13 protein-coding genes are annotated in these 13,577 nt (G+C 72.2%); 10 read left to right on the top strand and 3 right to left on the bottom strand.

All coding sequences use genetic code 11. The annotated features are described in order from the left end of the window. Positions 1 to 52: 52 nt before the first annotated feature. The 7 genes from WYO_RS12550 to WYO_RS12520 all read left to right on the top strand — a co-directional run bounded on the left by WYO_RS12550 (position 53) and on the right by WYO_RS12520 (position 8,071). Positions 53 to 355 (top strand): hypothetical protein, encoded by a 303-nt coding sequence (locus tag WYO_RS12550; RefSeq protein ID WP_039902844.1) that lies wholly within the window; start codon positions 53 to 55, stop codon positions 353 to 355. After that, complete coding sequence (locus WYO_RS29345; RefSeq protein WP_007562860.1) at positions 339 to 836, top strand: hypothetical protein; 498 nt, start codon at positions 339 to 341, stop codon at positions 834 to 836. The genes WYO_RS12550 and WYO_RS29345 overlap by 17 nt, the downstream gene beginning before the upstream one ends. Positions 837 to 994: 158 nt before the next feature. Further along, a complete protein-coding gene (locus WYO_RS12540; RefSeq protein WP_007562858.1) occupies positions 995 to 3,040 on the top strand; it encodes an AI-2E family transporter in 2,046 nt (681 codons plus the stop codon). Between the two features lie 95 nt (positions 3,041 to 3,135). Beyond that, a complete protein-coding gene (gene hisN, locus WYO_RS12535; protein ID WP_007562855.1) occupies positions 3,136 to 3,924 on the top strand; it encodes a histidinol-phosphatase in 789 nt (262 codons plus the stop codon). 61 nt (positions 3,925 to 3,985) lie between these two features. Then, positions 3,986 to 5,110, top strand: coding sequence for a hypothetical protein (locus tag WYO_RS12530; RefSeq protein ID WP_007562853.1), 1,125 nt, complete (start codon positions 3,986 to 3,988; stop codon positions 5,108 to 5,110). A 188-nt stretch (positions 5,111 to 5,298) separates the two neighbouring features. Further along, positions 5,299 to 6,744 carry a YcjX family protein gene (locus WYO_RS12525; RefSeq protein ID WP_007562851.1) on the top strand — a complete coding sequence of 482 codons (1,446 nt, stop codon included), beginning with the start codon at positions 5,299 to 5,301 and terminating at the stop codon, positions 6,742 to 6,744. 298 nt (positions 6,745 to 7,042) lie between these two features. Further along, positions 7,043 to 8,071: a TIGR01620 family protein gene (locus WYO_RS12520; RefSeq protein WP_007562849.1), complete on the top strand. Its 1,029-nt coding sequence runs from the start codon at positions 7,043 to 7,045 to the stop codon at positions 8,069 to 8,071. A 10-nt stretch (positions 8,072 to 8,081) separates the two neighbouring features. Here WYO_RS12520 and WYO_RS12515 read toward each other — a convergent pair whose 3' ends face one another. From WYO_RS12515 to WYO_RS12505, 3 genes are all read right to left on the bottom strand, one after another. Next, a complete protein-coding gene (locus WYO_RS12515) occupies positions 8,082 to 8,309 on the bottom strand; it encodes a hypothetical protein (protein WP_007562848.1) in 228 nt (75 codons plus the stop codon). Positions 8,310 to 8,403: 94 nt separating this feature from the next. After that, a complete protein-coding gene (locus WYO_RS12510; protein ID WP_007562846.1) occupies positions 8,404 to 8,955 on the bottom strand; it encodes an alpha/beta hydrolase in 552 nt (183 codons plus the stop codon). Between the two features lie 109 nt (positions 8,956 to 9,064). Beyond that, the gene (locus WYO_RS12505) at positions 9,065 to 10,138 is read right to left on the bottom strand and encodes a UV damage repair endonuclease (RefSeq protein ID WP_007562844.1); all 1,074 of its coding nucleotides are present in this window, start codon (positions 10,136 to 10,138) and stop codon (positions 9,065 to 9,067) included. A gap of 121 nt (positions 10,139 to 10,259) precedes the next feature. On the opposite strand from WYO_RS12505, the gene WYO_RS12500 reads away from it, so the two are divergent. The 3 genes from WYO_RS12500 to WYO_RS12490 all read left to right on the top strand — a co-directional run bounded on the left by WYO_RS12500 (position 10,260) and on the right by WYO_RS12490 (position 13,318). Further along, positions 10,260 to 11,453: a YihY/virulence factor BrkB family protein gene (locus WYO_RS12500; RefSeq protein WP_039902842.1), complete on the top strand. Its 1,194-nt coding sequence runs from the start codon at positions 10,260 to 10,262 to the stop codon at positions 11,451 to 11,453. 117 nt (positions 11,454 to 11,570) lie between these two features. After that, entirely contained in the window at positions 11,571 to 11,981 is a 411-nt protein-coding gene (gene msrB / locus WYO_RS12495; RefSeq protein ID WP_007562841.1) for a peptide-methionine (R)-S-oxide reductase MsrB, read from the top strand. Positions 11,982 to 12,301: 320 nt separating this feature from the next. Beyond that, complete coding sequence (locus WYO_RS12490) at positions 12,302 to 13,318, top strand: hypothetical protein (protein ID WP_007562839.1); 1,017 nt, start codon at positions 12,302 to 12,304, stop codon at positions 13,316 to 13,318. Positions 13,319 to 13,577 lie beyond the last annotated feature (259 nt).

The following is a 13,577-nucleotide window of genomic DNA, read 5'->3' as shown; positions in this document are numbered from 1 at the left end:
ACGACGGCCGGCCGACGTTGACGGTCCGCCGTTCCGGCACCAAGATCCCGGGATGGCCGACCTGCCGATGAAAGACATTCGAGAGATCAGTCTTGAGGCCGTTCGAAGCATCGCAGGCTCTCAAGCCGGTGAAGCTGAAGTCGGCATCGGCCTCGATTCGTCCGACGAGCCCGTCTATCACATCACGCTGCAACTCGATCGCGGCCAGCAATCCATTCTGTCTTCGGCGGACAGGCTCCAGATCCGCCAGAAGATACGGGATGCCCTGATCGAGGCCGGCGACGAGCGCTATCCGTTCGTCCGTTTCCTGTCGCAAGACGACTGGGACGCCCGCACCCGTGCTCGATCCCCATGAGTTGCTCCAGGTCGCGCGCGCCCTGGCGGCCGGACCATCGCCGGTCGATGCCGAACTCCGTCGTGCGATCTCGTCCGCCTACTACGCGCTGTTTCACGCGACCCTGAAGATGGCGACCGAGCGCTTCGTGGGCGCGCCGCATCGGACCACGTCGGCCTACGCTCTGATCTATCGCGGCTTCGTCCAGAATCGAATGAAGGACGTTTGCCGGGCGATCGACCGGCCGATCCTGGGACAGCGGCATCAGACGCTGTTGCAGCGAACCCGCGTCTCCCCCGAGGCACGGACATTCGCCAACGCCTTCGTGAGCCTGCAGGCCCTTCGGCACAGGGCCGATTACGATCCGCAAGTCGCCTTTCGGCGATCGGACGCCGTCGATGCCTGCGATCAGGCCGAGAGCGCCGCCCAGGCTTTGGCTGCCATCGATCCGGTGGAGCTCACCGATATCCTCGCCCTGCTCTTGGTCGAGGCGCGGGTGTAAGGCCCTCTCAGTCCCCGCGCCATAGCCCGCACGGCATTCCGGCCTCTGATCCGCGGAGCCTGCGGGATCGTTTTCCGGCCCCGTGCCGTTCCCCTGCCGCGAGGCCCCGTGACCCCGGCGGGCGCCCGCTTGTGGCGTTCGGGGTGTGGACTCGCAGCATGGGCACCAGAACCCCGGTCGGGGCGCAGCCTGGACACGCGCTGGTTCCGCCGCGGCCGGCCCGCGTGACCGCGGCCGAGACCCCGCGGACCACCTTGGCGTCGCCGATCCTGGTCGGGGCCACCATCGTGGCGGTGCTGTATTTCGGCCGCGAGATCTTCATCCCGATCGCGATCGCGCTGCTCCTGTCCTTCGTGCTGACGCCGCTGGTGAACCGCCTGCGGCGCCTGCGCCTGCCGCGGTTGATGGCGGTGGGCGTGAGCGTCCTGCTGACCCTGGGGATCGTGGGCGCGATGGCGACCCTGATCGGCATCCAGGCGGCCGATCTCGCCGGCGACATCCCGCGCTACCGCGCCACCATCGAGCGCAAGATCGAGGGCCTGCGCGCCTCGCCGGTAGGCCACGTCACCGATTATATCGCCAATATCGGCCGGGCCCTCCACAACGGCGGCAAGGAGCCGGGCCAGGACCAGGCCAAAGAGCCGGCCAAGGAGCCGGCGAAAGAGCCACAGCAGGCCGCGCCGCAGGCACCCGAAGCGGCGCCCGGGCTGGACCCGGCGCGGCCGGGGCCGAAACCCGTCCTCGTCGAGGTGTCGTCGACCCAGCCGGGGCCGCTCGAGACGCTCGGCACCCTGCTGTCGCCGGTGCTGCAGCCGCTGGCGACCGTCGGAATCGTCTTCGTGGTGCTGCTGTTCGTCCTGATGCAGCGCGAGGATCTGCGCGACCGGATGATCCGGCTCGCGGGCTCCAGCGACCTGCACCGCACCACCGGGGCGATCGACGACGCGGCCGGCCGCCTCAGCCGCTACTTCGTGGTGCAGCTCGCCCTCAACACCGCCTTCGGGGTCGTGATCGGGATCGGACTTTACTTTATCGGCGTGCCGAACCCGGTGCTGTGGGCGATCTTCGCGGCGCTGATGCGGTTCGTGCCCTATCTGGGGGCGTTCCTGTCGGCGCTCCTGCCGATCACGCTGGCCGCCGCGGTCGATCCCGGCTGGAACATGATGATCGCGGTGGCGATCCTGTTCCTGATCCTGGAGCCGCTCACCGGCCAGGTGTTCGAGCCGATCTTCTACGGCCAGTCCACCGGGCTCTCGCCCTTCGCGGTGCTGGTCTCGGCCCTGTTCTGGACCTGGCTGTGGGGGCCCGTCGGCCTGCTCCTGTCGACGCCGCTCACCGTCTGCCTGGTGGTGCTGGGGCGCCACGTCGAGCACCTCGAATTCCTCGACGTGCTGTTCGGCGACAGGCCGGCGCTCACCCCGGTGCAGAACTTCTACCAGCGGATCCTCGCGGGCGATTCCGAGGAGGTGCTGGGCCATGCCGAGCTGATCCTGCAGCAATGCTCGCTTTCGTCCTACTACGACGAGGTCGTCCTCAAGGCCCTCGAACTGGCCGCCCGCGACGCGGCGCGCGGGGTGCTCACCGCCCAGCAGAAGGGGGCGATGCGCACCGCGCTGGGCGAGCTGATCGCCGACCTGTCGGACCGCAGCGACGCCAGCACCGAGGCGGCGGGCGAGAACGGCGACAACGCCTGCAGCCCGATGCCGATCGGCCCGGCGCCCGACGCGCTGCCGCAGGCCTGGACCCGCCAGGGCGCGGTTCTGTGCATCTCGGGGCGCGGCTTCCTCGACGAGGCCGCAGCCATGATCCTGGCCCAGATCCTGGAGAAGCGCGGCATCGGCGTCCGCACGGTGCCGTTCTCGGACGCCTCGACGGCGCGGATCGGACGGTTCGAGCCGGGCCCCGCCCGGATGGCCTGCGTCGTCTCGCTGGCGCTGAACGGCGAGCCGACCCATCTGCGCCGACTGGTCCGGCGCCTGCAGGATCGGATGCCCGGCGTGCCGGTCCTGCTCGGCCTGTGGCTCGCCCAGAACGGCCAGTCGGACAAGGTCGCGCGCGCCAAGGACGGCGCGACCGCGGCGACCGACCAGGTCGCGTCCCTGCGCGAGGCCATCGAGGCGGTTCTGGCCGCCGTCCAGGCGGACATCGCGGCCGTTCCGGAGACCGGGGCGGCGGCGCGCAGGCCGGAACCGGCGGACGCATGAGCGGAGGGGACTTGACGGCCGGGGTGCCGCCCCGGTTTCGTCGCGCACCGGCCGGGCTGCCGGACGGGTCGCGGACAGATCAGGGGACAGGGCCGATGAGCGTCGTCGAACTCGGGCGGTTCATGGACGATCTCGCGGACGCCTCCGGCAAGGCGATCCTGCCGTTCTTCCGCGCCCAGTTCGGCCTCGACGACAAGGCCCGCGGCGGCGCGCCGTTCGATCCGGTGACGGAGGCCGACCGGGCCGCCGAGGTGGTGCTCCGGGCGATGATCGGCCAGACGTTTCCCGGCCACGGCATCCTGGGCGAGGAGTTCGGCGCCGAACGGCTGGACGCCGAATGCGTCTGGGTGCTCGACCCGATCGACGGGACCCGCGCCTTCATCGCCGGCCTGCCGACCTGGGGCACGCTGGTCGGCCTGACCCGCAACGGCGTGCCGGTGCGCGGGCTGATGCACCAGCCCTATCTCGGCGAGCGCTTCACCGGCGACGGCCGCCACGCCCGCCTGCGCGGCCCGGCGGGCGAGCGCACCCTGCGGACCCGCCGCTGCGCCGAGCTGGGCCAGGCGATCCTGGCCACCACCGACCCGCGCCTGTTCGCCTCCGGCGACGAGGCCGAGCGGTTCCGCACCCTGGAGGGCCAGGTGCGGCTGTCCCGCTACGGCGCCGATTGCTACGCCTATTGCATGCTGGCGGCCGGCCAGATCGACCTCGTGGTCGAGGCCGGCCTGAAGCCCTACGACATCGTCGCGCTGATCCCGATCGTCGAGGGCGCCGGCGGCCGGGTCACGGCCTGGGACGGCGGCTCGGCCGCCAAGGGCGGGCGGATCGTGGCGGCCGGCGACCCGCGCCTGCACGAGGCGGCGCTGAAGGTCCTGAACCCTTGAGGGCGCACCGTCTCACGGTCCATCGGCTCCGAGATTCGCATGCGCGCGGGAGCCTGTCCGCGTGCTGCTGAACGCGCTCGTCCTGCTGACGGGCCTGATGCCCGCCGTGGAAGATCGCGCGGCCACGCTCATGGCCGCGCCGGCGGCGACGGCCGCCCCTGCTGAGGCTGCGCCGCCGCGTTTCGATCCGGCGACGCGCTCCGTGTCCAACTGGCATGTGCAGGCGGGCGAGAGCCTTCTGCCGCGCGCCCTGGCCCTGACGGCCCGGCTGGCCGAGGATCCGCCCTACGTCGCCCGCTGCGTCCGGCTCAACAACGGCTGGTGCATCAAGTCCGCCCGCTGGCCGGGGGAGATCGGTGCCGACGCCGAGGGCCACACCGCCTTCGCGACCCTGGCCGACGGGGCCGATGCAGCGGCGAGCCTGCTGCGCCGCTACTTCCGCGATTACGGTCGGCGCAACGCGCTCGCCATCGTGCGCCGCTGGGCGCCGTCCGAGTGCCGCGTCGCGACGCCGGCCCGGGCGGGCAGGGGGATCGCGACCGGGGTCGCGACGCCGACGGTCTCGGCGACCCTGGCACCTCGGGGACTCGGCCGGACCCTGCGCGCCCGCTTCCTCGCCGCCCACCGGCCGGGCGGCGTGCCCCGGGCGCGGGCCAAGGCCCTGCGGGTGCAGCCCTGGTCGCCGCTCGCCCGGATGGCCGGCCGGCCCGGGGCGCGTCCGGCCGCCGCCCGCGTGCCGCACGTGGCGACGCTCCAGCCGGTGCCCGACATCGCTGCCGGGATCGCGGCCTCGGCCGAATCCCGGCGGGCGGCCGCGCCCCGGAGCGCTGCGGATCCCGCAGCGCTCCTCGACCGCAAGCTGCCGAGCCCGGACCGGATGGTCGCGGAATCCGCGCAGCTGCCGGCCATCGCGGCCGGGCTGCCCCTGCTCGACCTGCGGCTGCCGGCGCCGCTCTGTACCGGCGACGAGGTCCGGATCCAGGCCTATGCGGCGCGGATCAGCGGCAGCGTCGGGCTGAAGCCCGGCGACGATCTCGACCTGTTCGGGCCGGACGGTACGCCGCGGCCCAACCTGGCGCCGGTCATGCTGGCCATGTCGGCGGTGGAACTCGGAACGCTCCGGGCCGGCCCGGATCTCGTCGCGGGGGCTATCGCCCGCCTGAAGCCCACGACACCGACACCCTAACGTCCTGGTTCCAAAAGGTCCGAGACCTTTTGCGGGTCCAGGGCGGAGCCCTGGTCTCTCGTGGGCTCCGCCCCCGAAACCCGCCAAGGGCAAAGCCCTTTGGAAACCCCGAGCCGGCCAAGCCTTGCGGTTCGGCCCGAACCGCGCCACCTGTGCCCGGCCTGTTTCCCGAGACGACGAGCCCGCCCGTGCCCCTGACCGACCTTGCCGCACGCGCCGGCTCGGCCGTCAAAGCCTTCGCCGAAGCCTCGCACGACCTGCTGATCCAGCCGACCTTGCGGCTCGGGGTCACCGGGCTCGCGCGCTCGGGCAAGACCGTGTTCACCACGGCCCTGATCCACCACCTCGTGGAGGCGCACGCCCTGCCGGCCTTCGCGCCCGCGCAGGAAGGGCGCCTGCGCCGCGCCCGGCTGGTGCCGCAGCCCGACGACGACGTGCCGCGCTTCCCCTTCGAGGAGCATTTCGCGACGCTCACCGAGGCGAGGCGCTGGCCGCGCTCCACCGACCGGATCAGCCAGTTCCGCCTGGAGATCGCCTACGAGCGCGCCGCCGGCTGGCGCAGCGGCCCGGCGACCCTGATGCTCGACGTGGTCGACTATCCCGGCGAATGGCTGCTCGACCTCGCGCTGATCGAGACGAGCTACACCGCCTGGTCGCGCGCCACGATCAACGGCACGCGCCGGCCGGGCCGGAATGCCGTGGCGGCGCCCTGGCTCGAGGCGCTCAAGGGCTTCGATCCCAACGGCCCCCTCGACGAGGTCGCGGCCGAGCGCGCCAGCGACGCGTTCAAGACCTATCTGGCGGCCCTGCGCGCCGGCCCGGAATCGGTCGCCACGACGCCCCCGGGGCGCTTCCTGATGCCCGGCGACCTCGCGGGCTCGCCGGCCCTGACCTTCGCGCCGCTGGACAACCTCACCGGCAGCATCGCCCCGGACAGCCTGGCCGGGCTGATGGAGCGGCGCTTCGAGGCCTACAAGGCCAAGATCGTCACGCCGTTCTTCCGCGACCATTTCCAGCGGGTCGACCGGCAGATCGTGCTGGTGGACGTGCTTGCCGCGGTCGATGCCGGGGCCACCGCCCTGGCCGAGCTGGAGGAGGCCCTCGACGCGGTGCTGCTCAGCCTCAATATCGGCCGCAACACGGTGCTGTCGAAGCTGTTCGCGCCCCGGGCCGACCGGGTGCTGTTCGCCGCCACCAAGGCCGACCACCTCCACCAGACCAGCCACGACCGGCTCGACGCGCTGCTGCGCCTGCTGGTCTCCCGGGCCATGCGCCGGACGGAGGCCGCCGGCGCCCGGGTCGGCACCGTGGCGCTCGCCTCCGTGCGCGCGACCCGCGAGACCACGGTCCATGACGGGCCCGAGATCCTGCGTGCGGTCGCCGGAACGCCCGAGGCCGGCGAGACGGTGGGCGACGAGGTGTTCGACGGCAACAGCGAGGCCGCGGTCTTCCCGGGCGAGCTGCCGGCCCGCGCCGAGGCCGTGCTGGAGGGTGCCGTCGCCCCGGGGTCGCTGCGCTTCCCGCGTTTCCGCCCACCGCTGATCCGTCCCGACGGCCTCGGCCGCCCCGGCCACCTGCCGCAGATCCGCCTCGACCGGGCGATGCAGTTTCTGATCGGCGACAGGCTCGGGTGATGGGGAGGGTGGCTGTCCGGGACGCCGCCGCGGTCGTGAGCCGGTCGACGCATGTTTCGATCGCTCTGCGGTGTGCCGGCGCTCGTTCACACGCATGGGGCACGACGCACACGGCGCCGGTTGGGGCGCGGGTCCCCTCTCCCGCACGGGAGAGGGGGCGTGTCGCGGCCGGCGCGAAGCGACGGGTCAACCTTGGAGTCCATGCCGGCGTCGGCATCCGGGGCACCCGCACCGACCGGCTCCAACAGCCCACCGCCGTGAGGGCAGACCCGAAAAAACCCCTCTGGAGGCCGTAAGCATGTCGTCAGGCCAGAAGCCCCGCGCCTTCCGGATCAATCCCGAGCCGCCGCCCGGTCCGGGGGTGACCACGACACCGCTCGCGGCGCGGCCGGAGCAGGCCCGGATCGTGGAGGAGCCGTTCGAGATCGTCGACGCGGCCGACGGCGTCGCGGTGCCGGTGGCGCCGCGGCGGCGCTCGCCCTGGGGGGCGCTGTTCCTGACCGCGGCCGGCGGGCTGGTCTCGCTGGGGATCGGGCTGTCGATCGAGCGGATGATCGCCGACCTGTTTCAGGCTGCACCCTGGCTCGGCTGGGTGGCACTCGCGCTGCTGGGCCTCGCCGGGCTGGCGCTCCTGGCGATCGTCGGGCGGGAGCTCGCCGGGCTGCGGCGCGAGCGGAAGATCGAGCGGCTGCGGCAATCCGCGATCGATGCGCTCGCCACCCGCGACCATACCGGCGCACAGGCGGTGGTGCAGGCGCTCTCGACCTTCTACGCCGACCGGGAATCCCTGGCGCCGGGGCGCGCCCGGATCGATGCGGCCGCCGACGCGATCCTCGACGTGGACGACCGGATTGGGCTGGCCGAGCACGAGCTGCTGGCGGGTCTCGACCGGCAGGCGCGCAACGCCATCGCGTCCACCGCCAAGCAGGTCTCGGCGGTGACGGCGCTCAGCCCACGGGCGATCGTCGATGTCGCGTTCGTGGTCTTCGCCGCCGTCCGGCTGCTGCGCCGGATCGCGGCCATCTATGGGGGCCGGCCCGGCTTCCTGGGCTTCCTGCGGCTGGCGCGCGCCGCGGTGGCGCATCTCACCGTCACCGGCGGCATGGCGGTCGGCGAGAGCGTGATGCAGCAGGTGCTGGGACTCGGGATCGCCGCCCGGGTCTCGGCGAAGCTGGGGGAGGGCGTGCTCAATGGGCTGATGACCGCCCGATTCGGGCTGGCCGCCCTCAATGTCTGCCGGCCGCTGCCGTTCGTGCGCGAGGCGCCGCCGCGCCTCGCCGATGTGGCGGGCGAGCTGCTGCGCGCGGCAGAGCCCGAATCGAAATAGGCCGGCCCGCTTATTTGGCGGCGGTGGCGGCGCGGCGATTCGCGATACGGGAGAACATGTTGCCGGTGTAGTCGGCGACTTTCGGCTTCTCGGGCTCGCCGACCTTGGCCTCGAACGCCTCGATGCGCTTCAGGAGCGCGGCGTCGTTGAACAGGGAGCTGTTGAAGTTGATGTGGGCCCGGGGCCCGAGGGCGGCCTGCACCAGGTCGAGTCGTTCCAGAAGCTCTTTACGCGTCACGGTGCTCTCCACGGGCGCCTTCGGGGCGAAGGACCGCCCAAGCCCACACTGGAAGCCGCGAGGGTAAACGACGCGTTAACGCGAGCGCGCTGTCCTACAGCCCCTTCAGGAATCCCGCGAGGCGCATCAGGCCCTCGGGCCACGGTCCATGCCCGCTGGCGACGTTGATGTGGCCCGATTCGCCGGCATCGACCGTCAGGGCGCCCCAGGCATGGGCGAAATCGTCGGCCCGCTCGTAGCGGCAATACGGGTCGGTCCGGCTGGCGACCAGGAGGGACGGGAAGGGCAGGGGCTCCCGCGGCACCGGCGCGAAGGCGCGCACGGCGTCGGGCAGGCCGGGCGCCTCCTCGACATCCGGGAAGGCCACGAACAGGGCCCCGCGCACCACGCCGGCGTCGAAGCGGGGCGCCGCCTCGACGCTCGCGACGACACCGAGGCTGTGCGCGATCAGGATCACCGGCCGGGTCGCGGCCGCCACCGCCCCGGCGATCCGCCCGCACCAGGCCTCGGGGGTCGGCGCGTGCCAATCGTCCTGGGTCACCACCTGCGCGGTGGCGAGGCGGCCGGCCCAGCGGGCCTGCCAGTGGTCCTCCTCCGAGCCTCCGAGCCCCGGGACGATGAGGATGTCGCAATCGGCGGTCTTCATGCCGGCTGCCTAGCGCATGATGCGGAAAAGTGGAATCCGGTTTCCCGAAATCATCATGCGGGAACAAGGCGCTAGCGCCGCCCTTCGGGACGGGCGTCGGGACCGTCGCTTACTCCGCAGCGATCGGGGCGGCCCGGGCCGCATCGGTGATGTGGCGGGCGATCTGGGTCGAGGCGTAGTTCTTCGCCTTGGCCTCGATCTCGAAATCGGCCCAAACCATGTGGCGGGCCACGAGATCGTTCACCGCCCGGTTCCACATCATGTCGGAATGGGCGGCGAGGTCCCGGACCGCGTGGCCGGCGGCGCGCAGGGCCGGGAAATCGGGCAGGGCATCCGGGTCGCAATCGGCCGAGACCGCCTCGCGCGAGACGCTGATATGCGCCACTGGCCGCACCCCGCGCCAGGACTCCCGCACCCGGGCGACGCGGGGATCGTCGGGCTCGAGATATTCGCCGCCGCTCTGGACCCAGTGATGGTGCAGGTCGAGCACCACCGGCACGATGTCGGCGAGCTGGAGCACCGCCTCGACGCCGAAGACGTTCTCGTCGTTCTCGACGGTGATGAGGTCGCGGGCCACCTGGCTCGCCCGGGGCAGGGTTTCGCGGAACCCCGCCACGCCCGGATCGCCGGCGCCGACATGGATGTTGATGTGGGCGCCGTGCGGGTGCCAGCCGCCGCCATAGCCCATGCGGTCGAAGATCTCGGCGTGGTAGTCGAGTTCGGACAGGCCGTTGGCGATGGCCGCCGGGTTGCGGCTCGCCAGCAGGCAGAACGGCCCCGGATGGAAGCTCAGCCGCACGCCGAGCCGGCGCGCCAGCGCCCCGGCCTCGGCCAGCCCGCGCGCGACCAGGGCCTCCATCTCGGGCTCGGCGTAGATCGGGCGCGCGATGGCGTGGGTGTAGCCGGGCAGGACGTTGCTCGCCATGCGCAGCAGGCGCTCGATCGGCGGCCGGGCCCCCACCCAGGCGATCTGGCGGGCCAGCGCATCGAGGTTGTGCGCGACGAGACCGGCGAGCTTCGCATGCCGGGCGACGGGGTCCAGCTTGGCGAGATGCGCCATGGTCACGCTGGTCAGGTTCATGTGGAGCGTCGCCTCGCGCTCCGCCTTGAGGGTGGCGTGCGTGTCGAGCGGCTCGTCCAGAACGAACTTGCAGCAGAAACCGAGGCGGGGCTGATCGCGCATAGGATGCACAACGCGCGAGGACGCCGCGCGTGCCCGACATCGCGCGCGGAACGGCCGCGCTTCGCCGACGTTTGAGCCTTCGAGCGCGGCAGTTCCGCGCGGACGGCCGTCTCGTACCTCCATGCCCGCGTCGCCCCCCCGCCCGAGTTCCGCGCCGGAAACCGGCTCGCTCCTCTGGATCCTGATGCTGGGCTCGGCTCTGGTGGCGCTCGCCGCCGCGCCCGCCCGGCGGCGCATGCCGGACCTGCCCGAACGGCCCGAGGCCCCGGCCGACCGGACCCCGTCGGACGCGAACGAAACGGCCCGCGACAAGGCGGCTAACGGCGGCGCGCGCTCGATCGCCGGCCGCGCCGCGCAGCTCACCGCGGCGACGCAGCCCGAGCGCGGGCGCGCGGCCAACAGCCCCACCGAGATGACCCCGGCCGGCTGGAAGGACATCGCGGTCCGGGTCTACCTGGAATTCAACAAGGACCGGGTGCTGGCGGTGGCCGCCGGGGTGACCTTCTACACCCTGCTGTCGCTGTTCCCGGCCATCGCGGCGCTCGTCACCTGCTACGGCCTGTTCGCGGACGTCAACGCGATCAACGAGCACCTGGCGCAGCTGCACGCGGTGCTGCCCTCGGGCGCGGTCGAGCTGATCGGCGATCAGATCAAGCGCATCGCCGCCAAGGGCAGCAGCTCCTTGAGCCTGACCTTCTTCACCAGCCTGCTGCTGTCGCTGTGGAGCGCCAACGCCGCCATGAAGGCGATGTTCGACGCCCTGAACGTGGTCTACGAGGAGGAGGAGAAGCGCAACTTCTTCTGGCTCAACATCCGCTCGCTGACCTTCACGGTGGGCGCGCTGCTGTTCATCATCATCGCGCTCAACGCGATCGTGGTGGTGCCGGTGGTGCTGAACTTCCTCGGCCTCGGCTCGGGCGCGTGGCTGCTCGCGGCCCTGCGCTGGCCGGCGGTGCTGCTGGTGCTGCTCGCCGGGCTCTCGGTGCTCTACCGGTTCGGGCCGAGCCGCGAGCATGCCCGCTGGCGCTGGGTCGGCGTCGGCAGCATCGTGGCGGGGCTGCTCTGGCTGATCGCGTCGCTGCTGTTCTCCTGGTACGTGGCGAGCTTCGGCACCTACAACGAGACCTACGGCTCGCTCGGCGCCGTGATCGGCTTCATGACCTGGATCTGGATCTCGTCGACCATCGTGCTGCTCGGCGGCGAGATCAACGCCGAGCTGGAGCACCAGACCGGGCGCGACACCACCACGGGCGCGCCGCTGCCGATGGGCCACCGCCGGGCCCGGATGGCCGACACGGTCGGGGCGGCGGCGTAGCGGCACGTCTGACGGCACCCGGCGACAGGATGCCGCCGGTGCAGCCGTTTTCGGGGGTGCGGGACTGCCGGGCCTCGCGCGCGATGCCTATATCTCCCGTCGAAAAGGGAGATGTTCATGGCCGATAGCGCGACCACCAACCCGGATACCCGCAGCGACGCCGAGTGGCGCGCGACGCTCACGCCCGAGCAGTACCGGGTGCTGCGCGAGCACGGCACCGAGCGGGCCGGCACGAGCTGCCTGCTCGCCGAGAAGCGCCCGGGCACCTTCACCTGCGTCGGCTGCGGCCAGCCGCTGTTCGAGCAGGGAACCAAGTTCGAGTCCGGCACCGGCTGGCCGAGCTTCTTCGAGCCGCTGGAGGGCGCCGTCGAGACCACGGTGGACCGCAGCCACTGGATGGTCCGGACCGAGGTCCATTGCGCCCGCTGCAAGGGCCATCTCGGCCACGTCTTCGACGACGGCCCCGCCCCCACGGGCCTGCGCTACTGCATGAACGGCGCCGCGATGAACTTCGAGCCGGCGGCCTGAGCCGCCCGGCGCCGGTTTAATCTGGATTGGGAAAACGGCGCTGAAAGACGGGATATCGGGGACAGGCGGGGATCCGGGCGAATCACAACCCGGTTCCGGTCTTGATTTCGTCGTGTTTTTGCTTAGCGGTTAACCGTCTCATGTTGTCGCCGTCCGGTATTGGCGGTGGATGCGGTCCTGTCCGAGCCAATACGGCGTTGCGGCTCAGCTTATACGCCGTCAGTGCTGGTTCGACTTACCAGATCCATCCGGGCCGGCGGCCCTGAGGGCAGTCCGCCGGATCGGCGCACCGCCGACGAAGCGGGAGGGGTTTTGAGTTCATGAGCACCATTCGCCGATTCCTGGTCGCGCCATCCCTGGTCCGCCTGATCCGCAAGGAGCGGGGCGGCGCCCGGATCACCGAGGGCCACTTCGCCGCGCAGGGGGGCCGCAGCTCCTACGTGCGCGTCGACGGCCAGAACTGCCAGCTGGTGCTGGTGAACAAGGGGCCGGACGGCATCCCGGTCGAGGAGCGGACCGACGTGCCGCGCGCCCACGGCGACGCGCTGCTCGACGTCTGCCCCGGCAAGGCGGCCTACGACCGCACGGTCCTGACCATCGGCGGGCGCGAGGTCACGATCGACCGCTACGTCACGCCGGGCAATCTCGACCTGATCAGCGTCGCCTTCGACAACGACGGCGATGCCTCCGCCTTCCAGGCGCCGACCTGGTTCGGCCGCGAGGTCAGCAGCGAGCCGGCCTTCGAGCGCCAGGCGCTCGCCATCCAGGGCGTGCCGGCGGCCGAAGAGGTGCCCCTGAGCAACGCGGCCCTCGACGCGGTCCTCGACCTGATCGAGCCGCGCTTCGGCTTCGGCCGGTACGGCAGCACCGCGCGCGCCAGCGAGCCGTCGGAAGACGGCGCGATGAACGCCATGCGCCGGATCGTGACCCCGGCCACCGCGGCAGCCCCCGTCGCGGCACCGCCCGCCCCGCCGGCCCCGGCTCCGGCCCCCGAAGCCGTCGAGCCGCCCCCGGCGGCCCCCGTCGCCGAGGCCCATCCGGAGACCGAGCATCATCCGGAGCCCGAGCCGGCCCCCGCCCCGGAGCCCGTGCATCACGCTGCGCCGGTCGCCCAGGAGCCCAGCGCCGCCCCGACCCAGGCCGCGCCGCAAGAGACCATCCACAGCGATGCCCGCATCGACGACGTGATCGAGAGCCTGTCCCAGGCGCTCGGCGCCGCGATCCACCAGCAGCCGGAACACGCCACCACCGAGGCCAAGGACGCGAAGTCGGACGAGGCCGCGGGCGTGTTCGAGCGCTGGACCGTCCGTCCTCGCCGGACGCAGCAGCAGACCTGATCCGCCGAATTTCCGGGAAGGCCGCGGGGGCAGGGCGCCACCGCGGCCTTTTTGCTGCGCGCAGCGTATCTTGAACCGACCCTCGGGCTCTGCGGCGCCCCGCCTCCCTCTGTCGGGCGACCCTCTTCCATGCCCCGGCGCCGCAGGCGGGTGGGGACCATGACGCATGTCTGGTAGAGCCTCGGAACGCCCCGCAAAGTTGACGCCGGCCCGGCAGGCTGCCATCCGCGCGTCCTGAGATGTCCGCCCGCAAGCGGCG

The organism is Methylobacterium sp. GXF4 (assembly GCF_000272495.1).
In the GTDB taxonomy this organism is placed as follows: Bacteria; Pseudomonadota; Alphaproteobacteria; order Rhizobiales; family Beijerinckiaceae; genus Methylobacterium; species Methylobacterium brachiatum.
The sequence above is the reverse complement of the archived record's forward strand: the minus strand, read 5'-3'. Positions and strand labels throughout refer to the sequence as shown.

Excerpts from the sequence above, each read along its gene's own strand:
- WYO_RS12505 (WP_007562844.1), bottom strand. The coding sequence starts at position 10,138 with ATGCGCGATCAGCCCCGCCTCGGTTTCTGCTGCAAGTTCGTTCTGGAC.
- hisN (WP_007562855.1), top strand. The coding sequence starts at position 3,136 with ATGAGCGTCGTCGAACTCGGGCGGTTCATGGACGATCTCGCGGACGCC.
- WYO_RS12500 (WP_039902842.1), top strand. The coding sequence starts at position 10,260 with ATGCCCGCGTCGCCCCCCCGCCCGAGTTCCGCGCCGGAAACCGGCTCG.
- WYO_RS12540 (WP_007562858.1), top strand. The coding sequence starts at position 995 with ATGGGCACCAGAACCCCGGTCGGGGCGCAGCCTGGACACGCGCTGGTT.
- WYO_RS12550 (WP_039902844.1), top strand. The coding sequence starts at position 53 with ATGGCCGACCTGCCGATGAAAGACATTCGAGAGATCAGTCTTGAGGCC.
- WYO_RS12490 (WP_007562839.1), top strand. The coding sequence starts at position 12,302 with ATGAGCACCATTCGCCGATTCCTGGTCGCGCCATCCCTGGTCCGCCTG.
- WYO_RS12510 (WP_007562846.1), bottom strand. The coding sequence starts at position 8,955 with ATGAAGACCGCCGATTGCGACATCCTCATCGTCCCGGGGCTCGGAGGC.
- WYO_RS12520 (WP_007562849.1), top strand. The coding sequence starts at position 7,043 with ATGTCGTCAGGCCAGAAGCCCCGCGCCTTCCGGATCAATCCCGAGCCG.
- msrB (WP_007562841.1), top strand. The coding sequence starts at position 11,571 with ATGGCCGATAGCGCGACCACCAACCCGGATACCCGCAGCGACGCCGAG.